This window comes from Streptomyces sp. NPDC028298 (assembly GCF_055565895.1).
Genome location: NZ_JBVHTL010000011.1, coordinates 26,013 through 43,219 on the forward strand (window position 1 = coordinate 26,013; position 17,207 = coordinate 43,219).

The 17,207-nt window shown below is 70.9% G+C and carries 14 protein-coding genes; 5 read left to right on the forward strand and 9 right to left on the reverse strand.

What is annotated here, in order from left to right; all coding sequences use genetic code 11:
• Positions 1-168 precede the first annotated feature (168 nt).
• Entirely contained in the window at positions 169-1,194 is a 1,026-nt protein-coding gene (locus tag ACZ4TO_RS36455) for an ATP-dependent 6-phosphofructokinase (protein WP_037626119.1), read from the reverse strand.
• Positions 1,195-1,445: 251 nt separating this feature from the next.
• On the opposite strand from ACZ4TO_RS36455, the gene pta reads away from it, so the two are divergent.
• The 3 genes from pta (at position 1,446) to pyk (ending at position 6,325) form a co-directional block, all read left to right on the forward strand.
• Positions 1,446-3,536: a phosphate acetyltransferase gene (gene pta, locus ACZ4TO_RS36460; protein ID WP_468026438.1), complete on the forward strand. Its 2,091-nt coding sequence runs from the start codon at positions 1,446-1,448 to the stop codon at positions 3,534-3,536.
• A 26-nt stretch (positions 3,537-3,562) separates the two neighbouring features.
• Positions 3,563-4,798, forward strand: coding sequence for an acetate kinase (locus ACZ4TO_RS36465; RefSeq protein WP_468026541.1), 1,236 nt, complete (start codon positions 3,563-3,565; stop codon positions 4,796-4,798).
• Positions 4,799-4,894: 96 nt separating this feature from the next.
• Positions 4,895-6,325, forward strand: a complete 1,431-nt coding sequence (pyk, locus tag ACZ4TO_RS36470; protein ID WP_355769438.1) for a pyruvate kinase — start codon at positions 4,895-4,897, stop codon at positions 6,323-6,325.
• A 91-nt stretch (positions 6,326-6,416) separates the two neighbouring features.
• Here pyk and ACZ4TO_RS36475 read toward each other — a convergent pair whose 3' ends face one another.
• The 4 genes from ACZ4TO_RS36475 to ACZ4TO_RS36490 all read right to left on the reverse strand — a co-directional run bounded on the left by ACZ4TO_RS36475 (position 6,417) and on the right by ACZ4TO_RS36490 (position 10,636).
• Positions 6,417-7,721, reverse strand: a complete 1,305-nt coding sequence (locus ACZ4TO_RS36475; RefSeq protein WP_382787287.1) for a hypothetical protein — start codon at positions 7,719-7,721, stop codon at positions 6,417-6,419.
• A complete protein-coding gene (locus ACZ4TO_RS36480; protein WP_382787289.1) occupies positions 7,711-8,286 on the reverse strand; it encodes a DUF6114 domain-containing protein in 576 nt (191 codons plus the stop codon). Before ACZ4TO_RS36480 ends, ACZ4TO_RS36475 begins: the two co-directional genes overlap by 11 nt.
• A 121-nt stretch (positions 8,287-8,407) precedes the next feature.
• Positions 8,408-9,043: a DUF6230 family protein gene (locus tag ACZ4TO_RS36485; RefSeq protein WP_382788026.1), complete on the reverse strand. Its 636-nt coding sequence runs from the start codon at positions 9,041-9,043 to the stop codon at positions 8,408-8,410.
• Between the two features lie 618 nt (positions 9,044-9,661).
• Entirely contained in the window at positions 9,662-10,636 is a 975-nt protein-coding gene (locus ACZ4TO_RS36490) for a tetratricopeptide repeat protein (protein ID WP_382787291.1), read from the reverse strand.
• Positions 10,637-10,881: 245 nt separating this feature from the next.
• Here ACZ4TO_RS36490 and ACZ4TO_RS36495 point away from each other — a divergent pair, with 245 nt between their 5' ends.
• Complete coding sequence (locus ACZ4TO_RS36495; RefSeq protein ID WP_382787293.1) at positions 10,882-11,526, forward strand: TetR/AcrR family transcriptional regulator; 645 nt, start codon at positions 10,882-10,884, stop codon at positions 11,524-11,526.
• Positions 11,527-11,762: 236 nt separating this feature from the next.
• Here ACZ4TO_RS36495 and ACZ4TO_RS36500 read toward each other — a convergent pair whose 3' ends face one another.
• The 4 genes from ACZ4TO_RS36500 to ACZ4TO_RS36515 all read right to left on the reverse strand — a co-directional run bounded on the left by ACZ4TO_RS36500 (position 11,763) and on the right by ACZ4TO_RS36515 (position 16,124).
• Complete coding sequence (locus ACZ4TO_RS36500; protein WP_382787295.1) at positions 11,763-13,463, reverse strand: acyl-CoA mutase large subunit family protein; 1,701 nt, start codon at positions 13,461-13,463, stop codon at positions 11,763-11,765.
• A gap of 74 nt (positions 13,464-13,537) precedes the next feature.
• Entirely contained in the window at positions 13,538-13,876 is a 339-nt protein-coding gene (locus ACZ4TO_RS36505; protein ID WP_382787297.1) for a DUF3817 domain-containing protein, read from the reverse strand.
• A 115-nt stretch (positions 13,877-13,991) separates the two neighbouring features.
• The gene (locus tag ACZ4TO_RS36510) at positions 13,992-14,501 is read right to left on the reverse strand and encodes a MarR family winged helix-turn-helix transcriptional regulator (RefSeq protein WP_382787299.1); all 510 of its coding nucleotides are present in this window, start codon (positions 14,499-14,501) and stop codon (positions 13,992-13,994) included.
• 192 nt (positions 14,502-14,693) lie between these two features.
• A complete protein-coding gene (locus ACZ4TO_RS36515; RefSeq protein ID WP_468026439.1) occupies positions 14,694-16,124 on the reverse strand; it encodes an MFS transporter in 1,431 nt (476 codons plus the stop codon).
• Between the two features lie 72 nt (positions 16,125-16,196).
• Between ACZ4TO_RS36515 and ACZ4TO_RS36520 the strand changes: the two genes are divergently transcribed.
• Positions 16,197-17,180 (forward strand): ArsR/SmtB family transcription factor, encoded by a 984-nt coding sequence (locus tag ACZ4TO_RS36520; protein WP_382787303.1) that lies wholly within the window; start codon positions 16,197-16,199, stop codon positions 17,178-17,180.
• The last annotated feature ends 27 nt before the right edge of the window (positions 17,181-17,207 follow it).

Genomic DNA, 17,207 nt, shown 5'->3' on the forward strand with positions numbered 1-17,207 from the left:
CGGCCGAGCGCGGAAGCACGTGACGAGGTCTCCGGCTCCGGGGCGCGTGGACCGCGGCCCCGGGCCGGGCCGTGGTCCGGCACCCGGCCAGGGCGCCGGACCGCCGTCCGTCCGCGGGTTCCCGGTTCCGGTTCCGGTTCCGCCCGGATCCGCCCGCGGGTCCCGGGTCTAGAAGACCGACTCGGCCTCGTCCATCCGGTCCTTCGGCACGGTCTTGAGTTCGGTGGTCGCGTCCGCGAGCGGCACCATCTCGATCTCCGTGCCGCGCAGCGCGGTCATCCTGCCGAAGTCGCCGCGGTGCGCGGCCTCGACGGCGTGCCAGCCGAAGCGGGTGGCGAGGACGCGGTCGTAGGCGGTCGGCGAACCGCCACGCTGGACGTGGCCGAGGATGACCGGCTTGGCCTCCTTGCCCAGGCGCCGCTCCAGCTCGTACGCGAGAGCCGTACCGATGCCCTGGAAGCGCTCGTGGCCGAACTGGTCGATCTCGCCGTGGCCGTAGTCCATGGTGCCCTCGGCGGGGTGGGCGCCCTCGGCGACGCAGATGACGGCGAACCGCTTGCCGCGCGCGAAACGCTCCTCGACCATCGCGACCAGGTCGGCCGGGTCGAAGGCGCGCTCGGGCAGGCAGATGCCGTGGGCGCCGGCCGCCATGCCGGACTCCAGGGCGATCCAGCCCGCGTGCCGGCCCATGACCTCGACGACCATCACGCGCTGGTGGGACTCGGCCGTCGTCTTCAGACGGTCCATGGCCTCCGTGGCGACGCCGACGGCGGTGTCGAAGCCGAAGGTGCGGTCCGTCGCGGAGATGTCGTTGTCGATGGTCTTCGGCACACCGACCACCGGCAGACCCGCGTCCGACAGCATCCGGGCCGCCGTGAGCGTGCCCTCGCCGCCGATCGGGATGAGCGCGTCGATGCCGAACTCGCGGGCCATGTCCTGCGCGTTGTCGCAGGCCTCGCGGAGCCGGTCGCGCTGGAGCCGGGAGGAGCCGAGGATCGTGCCGCCACGGGCGAGGATGCCGCTGACGGCGTTGAGGTCGAGGGTGCGGTAGTGGCCGTCGAGGAGTCCGGCGTAGCCGTCCTCGAAGCCGATGACCTCGTCCCCGAAGTTGGTGACCGCTCGGTGCACGACCGACCGGATCACTGCGTTCAGGCCAGGGCAGTCGCCGCCTGCGGTGAGAACTCCGATGCGCATCGTGCTGTGTCTCCTGCTCCCTGCTGGTCCGTGTGAGCCGTTTCGATTGTTTCACGGCGCGGGGAGCCCCGCCGATTCCGTCCACCGCCCGCCGCGCCACCGCACGCCCCCGCCCCGCCGACCGGCACACTTGCCCTGGCGGGCGCCTTAGCCAGCGCCGGAGGTATTGTCAAGAGGGTTCTGCTCACGTTGGTGGGCCCTTTTTCCGAGCCCAGAAACCCGCCTGGCGACGAAACGGATGGAGAGCACGCGTGACGCGCAGCGTGTACGTGACCGGGATCGACCGAGGTGACGGCCGTCAGGTCGTCGAACTGGGGGTCATGGAGCTCCTGACCCGCCAGGTCGACCGGGTGGGGGTGTTCCGCCCCCTCGTGCACGACGGTCCGGACCGGCTCTTCGAGCTGCTGCGGGCCCGCTACCGGCTGGCGCAGGACCCGGCGACGGTGTACGGCATGGACTACCGGGACGCGGCCGCCCTCCAGGCCGAGCAGGGTACCGACGAGCTGGTGTCCACGCTCGTCGACCGGTTCCACCTGGTCGCCCGCGACTACGACGTCGTCCTGGTCCTCGGCACCGACTTCGCCGCCACCCAGCTCCCCGACGAGCTCGCGCTCAACGCCCGGCTGGCGAACGAGTTCGCCGCCTCCGTGCTCCCGGTCGTCGGCGGCCGGGGCCAGAGCGCGGAGTCGGTGCGCGCCGAGACGCGCAACGCCTACCGCGCGTACGACGGGCTCGGCTGCGACGTCCTGGCCATGGTGGTGAACCGGGTGGCCCCCGAGGACCGGGAGCAGATCGCCGAGCGGCTCGACTCCCGGCTGCCGGTGCCCTGTTACGTGCTTCCGGACGAGCCCGCGCTCTCCGCCCCCACGGTCGCGCAGATCACCCACGCGCTCGGCGGGAAGGTGCTCCTCGGCGACGACGCGGGGCTCGCCCGTGACGCGCTCGGCTTCGTCTTCGGCGGCGCGATGCTGCCGAACTTCCTGGCGGCCCTGACCCCGGGATGCCTCGTGGTCACCCCGGGAGACCGGGCCGACCTGGTGATCGGCTCGCTGGCGGCCCACAGCGCCGGCACCCCGCCCATAGCCGGCATCGTGCTCACCCTGGACGAGAGGCCCACCGACGAGATCCTCACGCTCGCGGCCCGCCTCGCGCCCGGCACCCCGGTCGTCTCGGTGGCCGGGAACTCCTTCCCCACCGCGGAGGCGCTCTTCGCCCTGGAGGGCAAGCTGAACGCGGCCACCCCCCGCAAGGCGGAGACCGCGCTCGGTCTGTTCGAGCGGCACGTGGACACCGCCGGCCTGCTGAAGCGGGTCTCCGCGCCGAGCAGCGACCGGCTCACCCCGATGATGTTCGAGCACCAGCTCCTGGAGCAGGCCCGCTCCGACCGGCGCCGCGTCGTGCTGCCCGAGGGCACCGAGGAGCGCGTCCTGCACGCCGCCGAGGTGCTGCTGCGCCGGGGCGTGTGCGATCTGACCCTGCTCGGCCCGGTCGACCAGATCCGCAAGAAGGCCGCCGACCTCGGTATCGACATCAGCGCCACCCAGCTCGTCGACCCGCAGACGTCCCCGCTGCGGGACTCCTTCGCCGAGAAGTACGCCGAACTGCGCGCCCACAAGGGCGTCACGGTCGAGCTGGCCTACGACGTCGTCGCGGACGTGAACTACTTCGGCACGCTCATGGTGCAGGAGGGCCTGGCCGACGGGATGGTGTCGGGAGCCGTGCACTCGACGGCCGCGACGATCCGTCCCGCCTTCGAGATCATCAAGACGAAGCCGGAGTCGAGGATCGTCTCGTCCGTCTTCTTCATGTGCCTGGCCGACAAGGTCCTCGTCTACGGCGACTGCGCGGTGAACCCCGACCCGGACGCCGAGCAGCTCTGCGACATCGCCATCTCCTCGGCCGCCACCGCGCAGCAGTTCGGCGTCGAACCGCGGATCGCGATGCTGTCGTACTCCACCGGAACCTCGGGTTCGGGCGCCGACGTCGACAAGGTGCGCGAGGCCACCGAGCTGGTGCGCGCGCGCCGCGGCGACCTGCGGATCGAGGGGCCGATCCAGTACGACGCCGCCGTCGAGCCGTCGGTGGCGGCGACCAAACTGCCGGAGTCGGAGGTCGCCGGGCAGGCGTCCGTGCTGATCTTCCCCGACCTCAACACCGGCAACAACACCTACAAGGCCGTGCAGCGTTCGGCCGGCGCGATCGCCGTCGGCCCGGTGCTCCAGGGTCTGCGCAAGCCCGTCAACGACCTGTCCCGCGGCGCGCTCGTCCAGGACATCGTCAACACGGTCGCCATCACGGCGATCCAGTCCCAGACCTCCGACCAGAAGGCTGCCCGTCAGTGAGCGCCCACCCGTCCCCCGAGGCCGCCGTGCCCGAGGAGCCCGCCGCCACCCCGCAGGCCGTCCGGGTCCTCGTCCTCAACTCCGGTTCGTCGTCCGTGAAGTACCAATTGCTCGACATGCGTGACGGCTCCCGCCTGGCCGTCGGCCTGGTGGAGCGCATCGGCGAGGGATCCTCCCTGCTGCGGCACACCACCGGCTCGACGGGCGAGACCCGCGAGCGGGCCGACACGTTCGCCGACCACGAGGCCGCGCTGAAGGCGATGGCCGAGGAACTGGCGGTGGACGGACTCGGCCTGGACTCCCCCGAACTGGCCGCGATCGGCCACCGTGTGGTGCACGGCGGGCGGACGTTCACCGAACCGACCGTCATCGACGCGGAGGTCCTCGCGGAGATCGAGCGGCTGATCCCGGTCGCTCCCCTGCACAACCCGGCGAACCTCACCGGCATCCGCACCGCGATGGCGCTGCGCCCCGACCTCCCCCAGGTCGCGATCTTCGACACCGCGTTCCACACGACGATGCCGGAGGCGGCCGCGCGCTACGCGATCGACGTGGCGACGGCCGACGAGCACCGCATCCGCCGGTACGGCTTCCACGGCACCTCGCACGCCTACGTCTCCCGGACGACGGCCGAACTCCTCGGCAAGGCGCCCGAGGAGGTCAACGTCATCGTGCTGCACCTGGGCAACGGGGCCTCGGCGTCCGCGGTCAGGGGCGGGCGGTGCGTGGACACCTCGATGGGGCTGACCCCGCTGGAGGGACTGGTGATGGGAACGCGGTCCGGCGACGTGGATCCCGCCGTCATCTTCCATTTGGAGCGCGTTGGCAACATGTCCACGGACGAGATCGACACTCTTCTCAACAAGAAGAGCGGTCTGATCGGTCTGTGCGGCGACAACGACATGCGGGAGATCCGTCGCCGGGTCGACGAAGGGGACGAAAAGGCACGGCTCGCCTTCGACATCTACATCCACCGGCTGAAGAAATACATCGGCGCCTACTACGCGGTTCTCGGCCGTGTGGACGCCGTCGCCTTCACCGCCGGAGTGGGCGAGAACGCCGCCCCGGTGCGCGAGGCCGCGATCAGGGGCCTGGAGGAACTGGGACTGGCGGTCGACGGCGAACTGAACGCCGTGCGCGGCGGTGAGCCCCGGCTCATCTCGCCGCCGTACGCGCGCGTCGCGGTCGCCGTCGTGCCGACGGACGAGGAACTGGAGATCGCCACACAGACGTACGCATTGGTCGGAAAGGGCGGCGCCTGAGCGGGCCGGAAAGCCACGCCTGAGCACCCGCCCGCCCATTTGTATCTTCCGCCAGACGGAATATTCCGTTGCGAAACAAACCGATAGGATCGCCCCATGCGCCGTTCGAAAATCGTCTGTACTCTCGGCCCCGCGGTCGACTCCCACGAAAAGCTGGTCGCTCTGATCCAGGCCGGCATGAACGTGGCCCGATTCAATTTCAGCCACGGCTCGCACTCCGAGCACCAGGGCCGGTACGACCGTGTCCGGGCCGCCTCGGCCGAGACCGGCATCGCCATCGGTGTCCTGGCCGACCTGCAGGGCCCCAAGATCCGCCTGGAGACCTTCGCCGAAGGCCCCGTCGAGCTGGAGCGTGGCGACGAGTTCGTCATCACGGCCGAGGACGTCCCCGGCGACAAGCACATCTGCGGCACGACCTACAAGGGTCTGCCCGGTGACGTCTCCAAGGGCGACCAGATCCTCATCAACGACGGCAACGTCGAGCTGCGCGTCGTCGAGATCGACGGCCCGCGGGTCAAGACGGTCGTCATCGAGGGCGGCGTGATCTCCGACCACAAGGGCATCAACCTGCCCGGCGCGGCCGTGAACGTGCCCGCGCTGTCGGAGAAGGACGTCGAGGACCTGCGCTTCGCGCTGCGGATGGGCTGCGACATGGTCGCCCTGTCCTTCGTGCGCGACGCCAACGACGTGAACGACGTCCACAAGGTGATGGACGAGGAGGGCCGCCGCGTCCCCGTCATCGCCAAGGTGGAGAAGCCGCAGGCGGTCGACAACATGGAGGGCGTCGTCGCGGCGTTCGACGCCGTCATGGTGGCCCGTGGCGACCTGGCCGTCGAGTACCCGCTGGAGCGGGTCCCGATGGTGCAGAAGCGCCTCGTGGAGCTGTGCCGCCGCAACGCCAAGCCGGTGATCGTGGCGACCCAGATGATGGAGTCGATGATCACCAACTCGCGTCCGACGCGCGCCGAGGCCTCCGACGTGGCCAACGCGATCCTGGACGGCGCGGACGCGGTCATGCTGTCCGCCGAGTCCAGCGTGGGCGCGTACCCGGTCGAGACCGTGAAGACGATGTCGAAGATCGTCGCCGCGGCCGAGGAGGAGCTCCTCTCCAAGGGCCTGCAGCCGCTGGTCCCGGGCAAGAAGCCGCGCACGCAGGGTGGTTCGGTCGCCCGCGCCGCCTGCGAGATCGCCGACTTCCTCGGCGGCAAGGGCCTGGTGGCCTTCACCAAGTCCGGTGACACCGCCCGCCGGCTCTCGCGCTACCGCGCCGCCCAGCCGATCCTGGCCTTCACCACGGACGAGGGCACCCGCAACCAGCTCACGCTGAGCTGGGGCGTCGAGTCGCACGTCGTGCCGTTCGTCAACAGCACCGACGAGATGGTCGACCTGGTCGACCGCGAGCTGCAGAAGCTCAAGCGGTTCAACGAGGGCGACGTCGTCGTGATGACCGCCGGTTCGCCCCCCGGCGTCCCCGGCACCACCAACATGGTCCGGGTGCACCACCTGGGCGAGGTCAACCACGCCTGACCTCCGCCCGCCGAACGCCGCTGAGGGCGCCCCCTGTTCGACAGGGGGCGCCCTCAGCGTCTGTGCGGCTCCCGGACGGGCTCTGGACGACTCAGCCGGTCGTGTACTGGTGGAGTCCGGGAACGTGCAGGGTCCCGCCGAACTGGCCGGCCTGAACGACCTTCACCTTGGTGAAGTAGATCAGCGGGATGTTCAGCGGCGGAGGGTTGTCCGGATCGAACGTGACCGGGATGAGCCCGAGCAGGTTCCCGGAGATGCTCTCCGTGTACATGATCGTCTTGCCGTCGCGGATCGTGGACGTCGAACCCGAGGCGGCCTGCACGTGGTAGGTCTTGCCGGACTGCTTGTCGTTCACGGTCTGGTGAAGGTCGCCGATGTCGGTGCCGTCGGATATGACGTACTTCAGCACCTTCTTGACGGTGCCGTCGGCGGTCTTCACCTTGACTATGCCCTGGTAGTCGGCGCCCTTGAGGAGCAGCGAACTGGCGTTGAGGTACCAGGGGTCGGTCGGCAGGGCGACCGGGTTGTCCACGCCGCCCTCGTCGTCGGTGGCGACCGGGCAGTCCGCCGCGTCCGTGGTGGCGCTCGCGGACGGGCTGGGCGACTCGGTGACCGCGTCCTTCGCCTTCTCGGTGGCGTCCGAGGCGGCCTTCGACGCGGTGTCCGTGACCTTCTTCGTCGTGTCGTCCACCGTCTCGGTGACCTTGTCGGTCGTGTCCTTGACGGTGTCCGCGGTGCTCTTGCCGTCCGACGTGTCCGAGCCGGCACTCGCCGAGGCGGACGGTGAGGCGGTCGGCGCCGGGGTGGAGCTCGCCGTCTCGTCGGGCGTGAGGATGTCCTTGATGGCGTCGCCGACACCCAGCGGGTCGAGCGGGTTCTTGCTGCTCTCGGAGGCCGAGGGGGTCGGCGTGGACGCGCCGCTGTCCGCCGCCTTGTCCGCCGTCTTCTCCTGCGCGCTCGCGGAGGCGGACGGGGTCGCGGTGGGCTCGGCCTTGTCGTCGGAACCTGAATCCGACGAAGAGGCCGTGTCCTTGTCCGGGGCGTCCGACGACGCGGAGGGGGACGGCGTGGCGTCGTCCGAGGAAGCGCTCGGGCTCGGCGAGGCGGAGGGCGACGCCGAGTCCGACGCCTCCTCACCCGTGACGGCCTCGACGCACGCCTGGTACTCCTCGGCCGTGAGGCTCTTGGAGGTGGAGTGGTCGTCGGCCTGGGCGAGCGTCGGGGTGAAGCCCATGCCCATGAGGACCGCCGTCGGCATCGCCGCTATGGCTATCACCTTGCCGGCGGGCATCTGGAACCTGGTGAACAGCGGCTTCCTCGGGGCCGCGTGGCGCGGCCCGGTTCTCACACGGGACGCCTCCACATCTGTCCCATGGGTCACCTCGTCAGCCGGCACTGTGCCTCCCGTTCGCCCCGTTGGTCGGGCTCGTTCCTGACAGATCGTTCGGGTCGTCCGCGCCGTCCGCCGCCTCGGGCCCGACGGGCTCGGCCGCCGAAGCGTCCAGGGTGTCCTGCTTGCCGAGGGAGCTCGACGTGGCGTAGCCCTCCTCGGGCTCCCCGGGAACCCAGGAGACCGCCATGGCGCCGCCGAGCAGGGCGAACAGGAAGCCGATCAGGAAGCCGCCGAGGTTGGCCACCGGGATGGACACCAGGGCGAGGAGGATCGCGGCGACACCCGCGAACGTCCGCACGTGCTTCTGGAACCAGAGGCTGATCCCGAGCACGACGAGGAGTACGCCGATGATCAGGGATCCGGCACCGGCGGTGGTGGACATCGCCAGCGTCAGATGGCCGAGGTGAAGGTGCGCGTACGGGAAGTAGGCGATGGGGAATCCGCCGAACACGATGTACAGGCCGGCCCAGAACGGGCGGTCGCCCCTCCAGTTACGGAAGTTCCGCCGGAACACCTGAAGGTAGTGCTCATCGTTCTGACCAGGCGCGGCAGGGGTCTCGGCGCTCATGGAAACAGCTCCCTGGAACGGCATTGCTGTGAGAAGTACGCGTTGGGTGCTCCGCGTACGACGGGCGGAGCGGGCGGGGCGGGCGAAGCGGCCTGGGCCTCGACGCCCGCCCCAGGGGTGCTTAGTAGCACTCCTTGGTGCCGGCGGACACCGACATCTTCAGACCGCTGAGCTTGAACGTGCCGGCGGTGGTCGCCCACGCCGTCTGCTTCACGTCGGTCAGCGTGGCCGACTCGGCCTGCTGGGCGAACCCGTAGGGGTTGGCCTGCTCGCCGCCGCCCTTCATGCCCGGACCCTTGGTGGCGTCCTTGGCGGCAACACCGATGTCGATGTTCTTGAACGTCGCGTCAGCGCCGAGGTCCTCGACATCGATGTAGAGGTTGTCGGCGTGAACCGGCGTACCGCTGCCGCCGGCCTTCAGCACGAGGCTGACGGAACCGAGCAGCGGGATGTTCGGGGTGACGACGGACTGACACATGCTGGTGATGTCAGCGCTCTTGAACGCCGACACCGCGACAGGGTGCAGCGCAGCCTTGCCGTCGAGGCCCGTGCCCTGGTCGAGAGCTCCGTACTGGGAGAAGCCCGTACCCTCGAGCTTGTCCGCGGTCACCTTGAAGGACTGACCGGAGACACTGAACGATGCGGCGAGAGCACCCTGCGCGAGGGCGACACCTATCGCTGCCGTGGCTGCCACGCTGGGCACCATGACGACGGCGAACCGCTTCCATCTGGTCCCGCCACGCACCTGGGACATAATTTTTCCTCCTTCTCGGACGTACATCTCCTGGCCCTGACTGCCACGTTGCGGCGGCTCAGCCGGGCAGGGATGGGAGAAGTGCTACGTCCTCGGGAAGGAGAGCGCCTGTACCCGGAGGTGCGAATGCACCCGAATCACCGGCGATCACCCCCGAGCGACAACCACTGGTCGCGCCTGAACACATCACGCACAACCTGCTGGACAGGCTCCGCCGGACGGCGAAGACCCCCCTGCCCAAGAACCGATCGCACTGCTGTCGGCCCTACTCGGTGGGGACCCAGAAAGTCCGCCGACCCGATTGGCTGTCGGGGTGCGGGAATGGACCGAGCGTCGCCGATCGTGGTGCATTCTCGCCGCGTGCACAAGGGGGTTCGTTACTCGCTAGTAACGGCGGGATAACCGAAGAACGACCCGTCGGTATCGGGTGGCGACTCAGGGTGGCCCCACCCGGGGTGACACAGTGGTCAAATTCCGGACGGAAACAGACAGTTCAACGTCCGCGACTTACTACGAGTAACAGCGGCCGCGTTTACCAAGTTTTGGTAAAGCGCGGCCACATCCGTCCCTGTCGGCCAATCTTTCACCCGGGCATCACAAGCCCTGGCGTTTACGGACTGGTCAGAACAGCGCCCTGGCGAGGGCCCTGCGCGCGGCCACCACGCGGGGGTCGTCGGCACCGACGACCTCGAAGAGCTCCAGCAGCCGCAGGCGTACGGCGTCACGGTCGTCGCCGGCCGTGAGGCGCACGGTGTCGATGAGCCGCCCGAAGGCGTCCTCGACGTGCCCGCCCACGAGGTCCAGGTCGGCCGCCGCGATCTGCGCCGTCACGTCACCGGGCTTCGCCGCGGCGTCGTGGCGCACCTTCTGCGGGTCGAGACTCTGCACCCGCTGGAGCAACTCGGCCTGGGCCAGGCCCAGTTTGGCCTCGGTGTTGCCCGGGTCGTCGCCCAGCACGTTCTTGTACGCCTGGACGGCACCGCCGAAGTCGCCCGCGTCCAGCGCCTGTACGGCGGCTTCGAGGAGCGCGTCGTAGGGTCCGGCGGGCATCTCCTGCGCCGCGGCGGGCGCGCCCTGGGCGGCGTCCGGGTCGACCGTCAGGCCGGTCAGGCCGAAGCGCTGCTCGGCCACCTGGACGAGCTGGTCGAGGGTCCCGCGGATCTGGGCCTCGGCGGCGGCTCCCTGGAAGAGCGGCAGGGCCTGTCCGGCCACCACCGCGAACACGGCCGGGATCCCCTGGACCCCGAACTGCTGCATCAGCATCTGGTTGGCGTCGACGTCGATCTTGGCGAGCACGAAGCGCCCGTTGTACTCGACGGCCAGCCGCTCCAGCAGCGGGCTGAGCTGCTTGCAGGGCTCGCACCACTCGGCCCAGAAGTCGATGACGACGGGTACCTCGGTGGAGCGCTGCAGGACGTCCTGCTCGAATCCGGCCTCGTCTACGTCGATGACGAGGCTCGCGGGAGTCACGGCCCCGCCTCCGCCCTGCCTGGCGGCTTCGGCTCGCGCCTGCTCCGCCTTCGACTTGGCCTCCTGGGCCGCCTTCACCGCGGCGAGGTCGACGACTCCGCTCATGGACATGTTCCGTGGCTGCATGAGTACATCCTCCCCCTTCCTCGCGCACGTGTGAAAAGCGTCGTGAAAGCCAGGCTGTGTCAGGCCTGTTCGGCACCCGGTCCCCACCTGGCGCCTGTGCGGTTGTCGCCGCGGTCGAGCTTTCGCTACGAGTCGTAGCGTAACTGCACGGACGCACGCCCGTGCACCGTCCGCCGGTGATCTCCCTCACGGCTTCACAGAACCGCCGGATATCGCCGGTGAGACGGCCGGATATGGTCAATGGCATGCAATGTCGCTCCCATGCCGCCCGTACGGGCCGCCCCCGCAGCGCGGCCGCGGACGCCGCGATCCTGGAGGCGACGCGCACGGCCCTGGTCGAACTGGGCTGGTCCAAACTGACGTTGGGGTACGTGGCGACGCTCGCGGGGGTGGCCAAGACGACCCTCTACCGTCGCTGGGCGGGCAAGAACGAGTTGGTCGTCGACGCGGTGGCCGAGCTCTTCGACGAGCTGGAGCTTCCCGACCGGGGGAGTCTGGCCGCCGACATCGAGGGTGTGGTGCTCCAGTTCGCGGCGATCCTGGACCGGCCTGAGGCGAAGACGGCGCTGATGGCCGTGGTCGCGGAGTCCACCCGGGACGAGCCGCTGCGGGAGCGCATCCGCACGTCGATCGTCGACCGGCAGAAGCGGCTGGTCATGGAGGGGCGGGCCCGCGCCCAGGCGCGCGGTGAGCTGCCCCCGGAGTCGGACCCGGTGGCCGCCGACCGCACCGCGGCCCTGATCTTCGACGTGGTCGCCGGAGCGGTCGTGCATCGCACCCTGGTCAGCGCGGAGCCCGCGGACGAGGAGTGGGTGCGCTCGTTCACCCGGGTCCTGCTGGTCGGCCTGACCGGCGCGGCGACCGACGACCCGGCACCTCCCGGGGGCTGACCGCACGGTCCGGCGGGGGGGGGGCGGGGCCGCGCCGGTACATCAGCGTGCAGGCGTGAGTTTCAGCCCCTCCGGCGTTTGAGGAGCGGGGTCCGGGGCGGAGCCCCGGGTACGGGACGGGTAGGGGCGGAGGGGGCGAGAAAAGGTCCACCTGGCGCCGGGCGGGCCCCGCCGGGGTGGCGGGGGCCCGGAGCCCGGGGGCGGGCAGCCAGGGGGCTCCTGGCTGCCCGGGGCGGTCAGAAGCCCGCCGGTTCCGTGTAGATGCCCCACTCGTCGCGCAGGACCCCGCAGATCTCACCCAGGGTCGCCTCCGCCCGCACGGCGTCCAGCATGGGAGCGATCATGTTCGCCCCGTCGCGCGCGGCGGCGAGCATGGCGTCCAGCGCGCCGCGCACGGCGACCTCGTCGCGGTCCGACTTGCGCGAGGCCAGCACCCGCACCTGCTCGCGCTCCACCTCGTGGCTGACCCGGAGGATCTCCAGGTCGCCGGTGACGGACCCGTGGTGGACGTTGACACCGACGACCCGCTTGTCGCCCTTCTCGACCGAGCGCTGGTACTGGAACGCCGACTCGGCGATCTCACCGGTGAACCAGCCGTCCTCGATCCCGCGCAGGATGCCGGAGGTGATGGGCCCGATGGGGTGCTTGCCGTCCGGGTGCGCCCGCAGTCCGCGCTCCCTGATCTGCTCGAAGATCTTCTCCGCGTCGGCCTCGATGCGGTCGGTGAGCTGCTCGACGTACCAGGAACCGCCCAGCGGGTCCGCGACGTTGGCGACGCCGGTCTCCTCCATGAGCACCTGCTGGGTCCGCAGGGCGATCTCGGCCGCCTGCTCGGAGGGCAGGGCCAGGGTCTCGTCCAAGGCGTTGGTGTGCAGCGAGTTCGTGCCGCCGAGGACCGCGGCGAGCGCCTCCACGGCGGTGCGCACGACGTTGTTGTACGGCTGCTGGGCCGTCAGCGAGACGCCGGCGGTCTGCGTGTGGAAGCGCAGCCACTGCGCCTTCTCGGAGGTGGCGCCGTACACGTCGCGCATCCAGCGGGCCCAGATCCGGCGGGCCGCGCGGAACTTGGCGATCTCCTCGAAGAAGTCGACGTGCGCGTCGAAGAAGAACGAGAGGCCGGGGGCGAAGACGTTCACGTCGAGGCCGCGGGACAGCCCCAGTTCCACGTAGCCGAAGCCGTCCGCCAGCGTGTAGGCGAGCTCCTGCGCGGCCGTGGAGCCGGCCTCGCGGATGTGGTAGCCGGAGACGGACAGCGGCTTGTACGCGGGGATCTTCTCGGCGCAGTGCTCCATCAGGTCGCCGATGAGGCGCAGATGCGGCTCGGGCTGGAACAGCCACTCCTTCTGCGCGATGTACTCCTTGAAGATGTCCGTCTGGAGCGTGCCGTTCAGTACGGCGGGGTCGATGCCCTGCCGCTCGGCGGCGACCAGGTACATGCAGAAGACCGGCACGGCGGGACCGCTGATCGTCATCGACGTGGTGACGTCACCGAGCGGGATGTCCTGGAACAGGACCTCCATGTCGGCCGCCGAGTCGATCGCGACACCGCAGTGCCCGACCTCGCCGAGCGAACGGGGGTCGTCCGAGTCGCGGCCCATCAGCGTCGGCATGTCGAAGGCCACCGAGAGGCCCCCGCCGCCGTTGGCGAGGATCATCTTGTACCGCTCGTTGGTCTGCTCGGCGTTGCCGAACCCGGCGAACTGCCGGATGGTCCACGTACGGCCCCGGTAGCCGGTCGCGTACAGCCCGCGCGTGAAGGGGTACTCCCCGGGCCAGCCGATCCGCTCGAAGCCCTCGTAGTTGTCCCCCGGTCGGGGACCGTACACCGGCTCCACGGGATCGCCGGAGAGCGTGGTGAAGTCCGCGTCGCGCTTGCGCGACGCGTCGTAGCGGGCCTGCCAGCGTCGGCGGCCTTCCTCGATGGCGTGAGCGTCCATACCCTCGAATTTACTAGGACGTCCTAGTAAATGTCGATGGCAAACCGCCGTACGTGTGCGTACGGCGGTGTTGATCAGGCCTTGGCGACCGCGGGAGTACCGTCCGCGACCTTGGACTCCAGCTCGCGGCTGATGTTCCGCTCGACGAAGAAGGCGGCCGTGGGGATCGTGCCCGCCAGCAGCACCCAGAGCTGCTTGCCGACCGGCCACTTCGCCTTGGAGCCCAGGTCGAAGGCGAAGATCAGGTAGACGACGTACAGCCAGCCGTGCGCGATGGCGACGACACGGGTGAAGTCCGCGGCTCCGTCCAGGCCCATGCCGTACTTCGCGATCATGCTCAGGCACAGCAGAACCAGCAGCACGCCGGTGACGTAGGCCATGACGCGGTAGCGGGTCAACACGCTCTTCTTCATGGCACGAGGGTAACCACCCTTTTCGGCCGATCTTCAGGCGCCCCCACACCGCGCGCCGCCCCGGGCTCCCCGCCCGTCGCCGGCCCTGGCCCCCCATGGCCGGGCCGGCCCCCGGCTACGCCTCGTCGAAGTCGTGGGCGGCGACGCGCAGCGGGCGCAGCATCGCGAAGATCTCCCCGCACTCCTCGGCGTCGTAGACCCCGAGCCCGAAGTCCATCGCCATCAGATCGCGGGTGGCCGCGTCGCAGACCTCGCGGCCCTTGTCCGTGATGGAGGCGAGGGTGCCCCGGCCGTCGTTCGGGTTCGGCCGCTTGTCGACGAGCCCGGACCGCACCAGCCGGTCCACCGTGTTCGTGACGGACGTCGGATGCACCATGAGCCGCTCGCCGATCTTGGACATCGGCAGCTCGCCCGCCTTGGAGAAGGTGAGCAGCACCAGCGCCTCGTAGCGCGCGAAGGTCAGCCCGTACGGCTTGACGACCGCGTCCACCTCGGCGAGCAGGATCTGGTGCGCGCGCATGATCGAGGTGATGGCGGACATGGACGGCACGGAACCCCAGCGCTGGCGCCAGTGTTCGTCGGCGCGGGCGATGGGATCGAAGGCAAGGCTGAGCGGCTTCGGCACGCCGACGACCTTACCGGCCGGTCACATCGTGGTCAGCCCCGTCTCGCTTTTCGGTCTCCGCCCTCGCGGGAACCGGGTCCGGGGCGGCTCCGAAGCCCGCTCACCGCTCCCCGTCGGTCAGGGATTTCTCCTCGTCACCACTCCCCGTCGGCCAGGGATTTCTCCCCGTCACGCGTCGCGTCGGCCAGAGCGTCACGGGTGGCGTCGGCCAGAGTTTTCCTCGTCACGCGTCGCGTCGGCTTCCGTGCGCCGGGCGGCCACCGCCAGGGCCACGCAGGCCGCGGTGCCCAGGACGCCCGCGCCCACGATCGTCGTGCGCACGCCGGCGAACTCCGCCACCACGCCCGACAGGGCCATCCCCACGCCCTGGAGGGTCATCAGCCCGGCCGTGTTCAACGTCATGGCCCGTCCGAGCAGTTCGTCCGGCACCGCCCGCACGAACCACTGGTCCAGGCCGAGGGTGTACGCGGATCCGGCCCCCGCGAGCACCAGCAGGACCAGCGTCCAGCCGAGACCGGGCCGCAGCGCGTACGCGGCGTAGGGCAGCAGCGTGACGCAGACCAGCGGGAGCGTGAGCCGGCCCCGGGTCGCCGGCCGCAGCCGGGAACCCGCGAACAGCTCCCCCGCGATCGTGCCGACGGGCAGCGCGCACATCAGCAGGCCCAGCCCGGCCGTACCGGCCCCGAGCCCCTCGGCGTACGGCGCCGCCAGCGCCTCCGGCGCGACCACGAACATCGACGGCACCCAGAACAGCAGGAGCAGCACGAGGATCCGCCGGTCGGCCAGCACCTGCCGGGCACCGCGCAGGGAGTCGCGCACGAGCGCCTGGCCCCGGTCCGCCCGCGCGGGCCGCCACCGGGTGCCGAAGCGCAGCAGGACGGCGGAGGCGAGGAACGTGCACACCGTGACGAGGAGCGCGTGGCGCGGGGAGACGACGGTGAGGAGCAGGCCGCCGGTCCCGAAGCCGGCGAGCAGCGCGCTCTGCGACAGGATCCGCAGCAGGGAGCGGCCGAGCACGAACAGTTCCCCGTCGCCGAGGACGTCCGCGAGGGTCGCCGTCCGCGTCCCCTGGAAGACCGGGGCGACCAGGGCGAGCGCGGCCCGCATCACGAGCAGCACCGCGACGGGCGCGCCCGGCAGCACCATCACGGCCACACAGCCCGCGCACACCAGATCGCACACGACCAGGACGCGGCGGGCCGGGAAGCGGTCCGCGACGCCGGCGAGCAGGGTCCCGCCGATCAGGTAGGGCAGGAAGCCGAGCGCGAAGGTCAGGGCGCTGAGCAGCGGGGAGCCGGTCAGCCCGTAGACGAGGACGGAGAGGGCGATCTCGCTGACGACGAGCCCGAGCAGCGAGAACGCGTGCGCCACGAAGACGGCACGGAACTCGGGCACGGCGAACACGGGACCGTACCCGCTCCGCGCGGGTGCCCCCTCCGGGTCGCGCTCCGACGGGGGCGTCACCGGCCCGGCGGCGCCCTCCGGGGCGGGCCCGGCGGTCCTCTCCGCGGCGTCCCGCGGCGGCGTGGTCGGGTCCCCCGTGGCGGGCGGCGCGGTGTTCCCGTCGGTGGCGCGCGCCTCGGTGGGCACGGTCGTCGTGCCCTTCGTCTCTGCTTCCGGCATGGGCGACAGCGTGCCCGGCCCGGCCCCGGCCGCGTAAAGTTTCGGCGTCAGCCGAATCTTCTGGGGTCGTTCATGCCGTCACTGCTGCACTTCGGGGAGGACGACCTCCTCAACTGCCGGTTCGCGGTGTCGCCGCTGTGGGAGACGCAGGAAGCGGTCCGCACGCTCGACCGGCCCGCGCGGCACGGCTATCACGCACCCTGGCTGCGCCGCATGCGCGCGGCCGCCGCCGGGCTCGACCTCACCCCGCTGTGGCTGCTGATGCCGCAGCGCGGCTACTCCCCCGACTGGCTCGGACCGCCACCGCTGGGCCCGGCGGCGAGCTTCGAGGAGGAGATCGCCGCCCTCCGCGCGGCCGATCCGGACGTGGCCCGCGAGGAGAGCGCGCGCTCGCTCGCCGACACCCCCGGCGCGCTGGACTCGCCGCGCGGCCGGGCCCTGCTGGCCGACCCGGTGCGTATGGTGCGGGATTTGACGGACCTGCTGGAACAGGCCTGGCACACCCTCGTGGAACCGGACTGGCCACGGCTGCGCGCCCTGCTGGACGCCGATGTCGCCTTCCACTCCCGGCGGCTGGCCGAGGTGGGCCTCGGCGGGCTGCTGCCGGAGATCGACCGGCGTTTCGGCTGGCGCTCGCACACGCTGACCGTCGAGGTCGGGGGCCTGCACGAACGGCACCTGGCCGGCCAGGGCCTGGTCCTCATGCCGAGCGTGTTCTCCTGGCCGGACGTGATCAGCGGCTTCGAGCCGCCGTGGCAGGCGACGCTCGTCTACCCCGCGCGCGGCATCGGCGGCCTGTGGACCGAGCCGGCCGACCGCACCCCCGAGGCGCTCGTACGCCTCCTCGGGCGCGGCCGCGCCGGTGTGCTCACCGCGCTCGACGAACCGGCCGGGACGACCTCGCTCGCGCACCGGCTGCGGCTGGCTCCGTCGTCCGTCTCCGCGCATCTCACCGCCCTGCGCGACGCGGGCCTGCTCGTCTCGCGCCGGTACGGGCACCAGGTGCTGTACGAGCGGACTCCGCTCGGGATCGCGCTGGCCTCGGGCGGCGGCTGACGCAGGACCGCCGGCGGGACCGGCGTC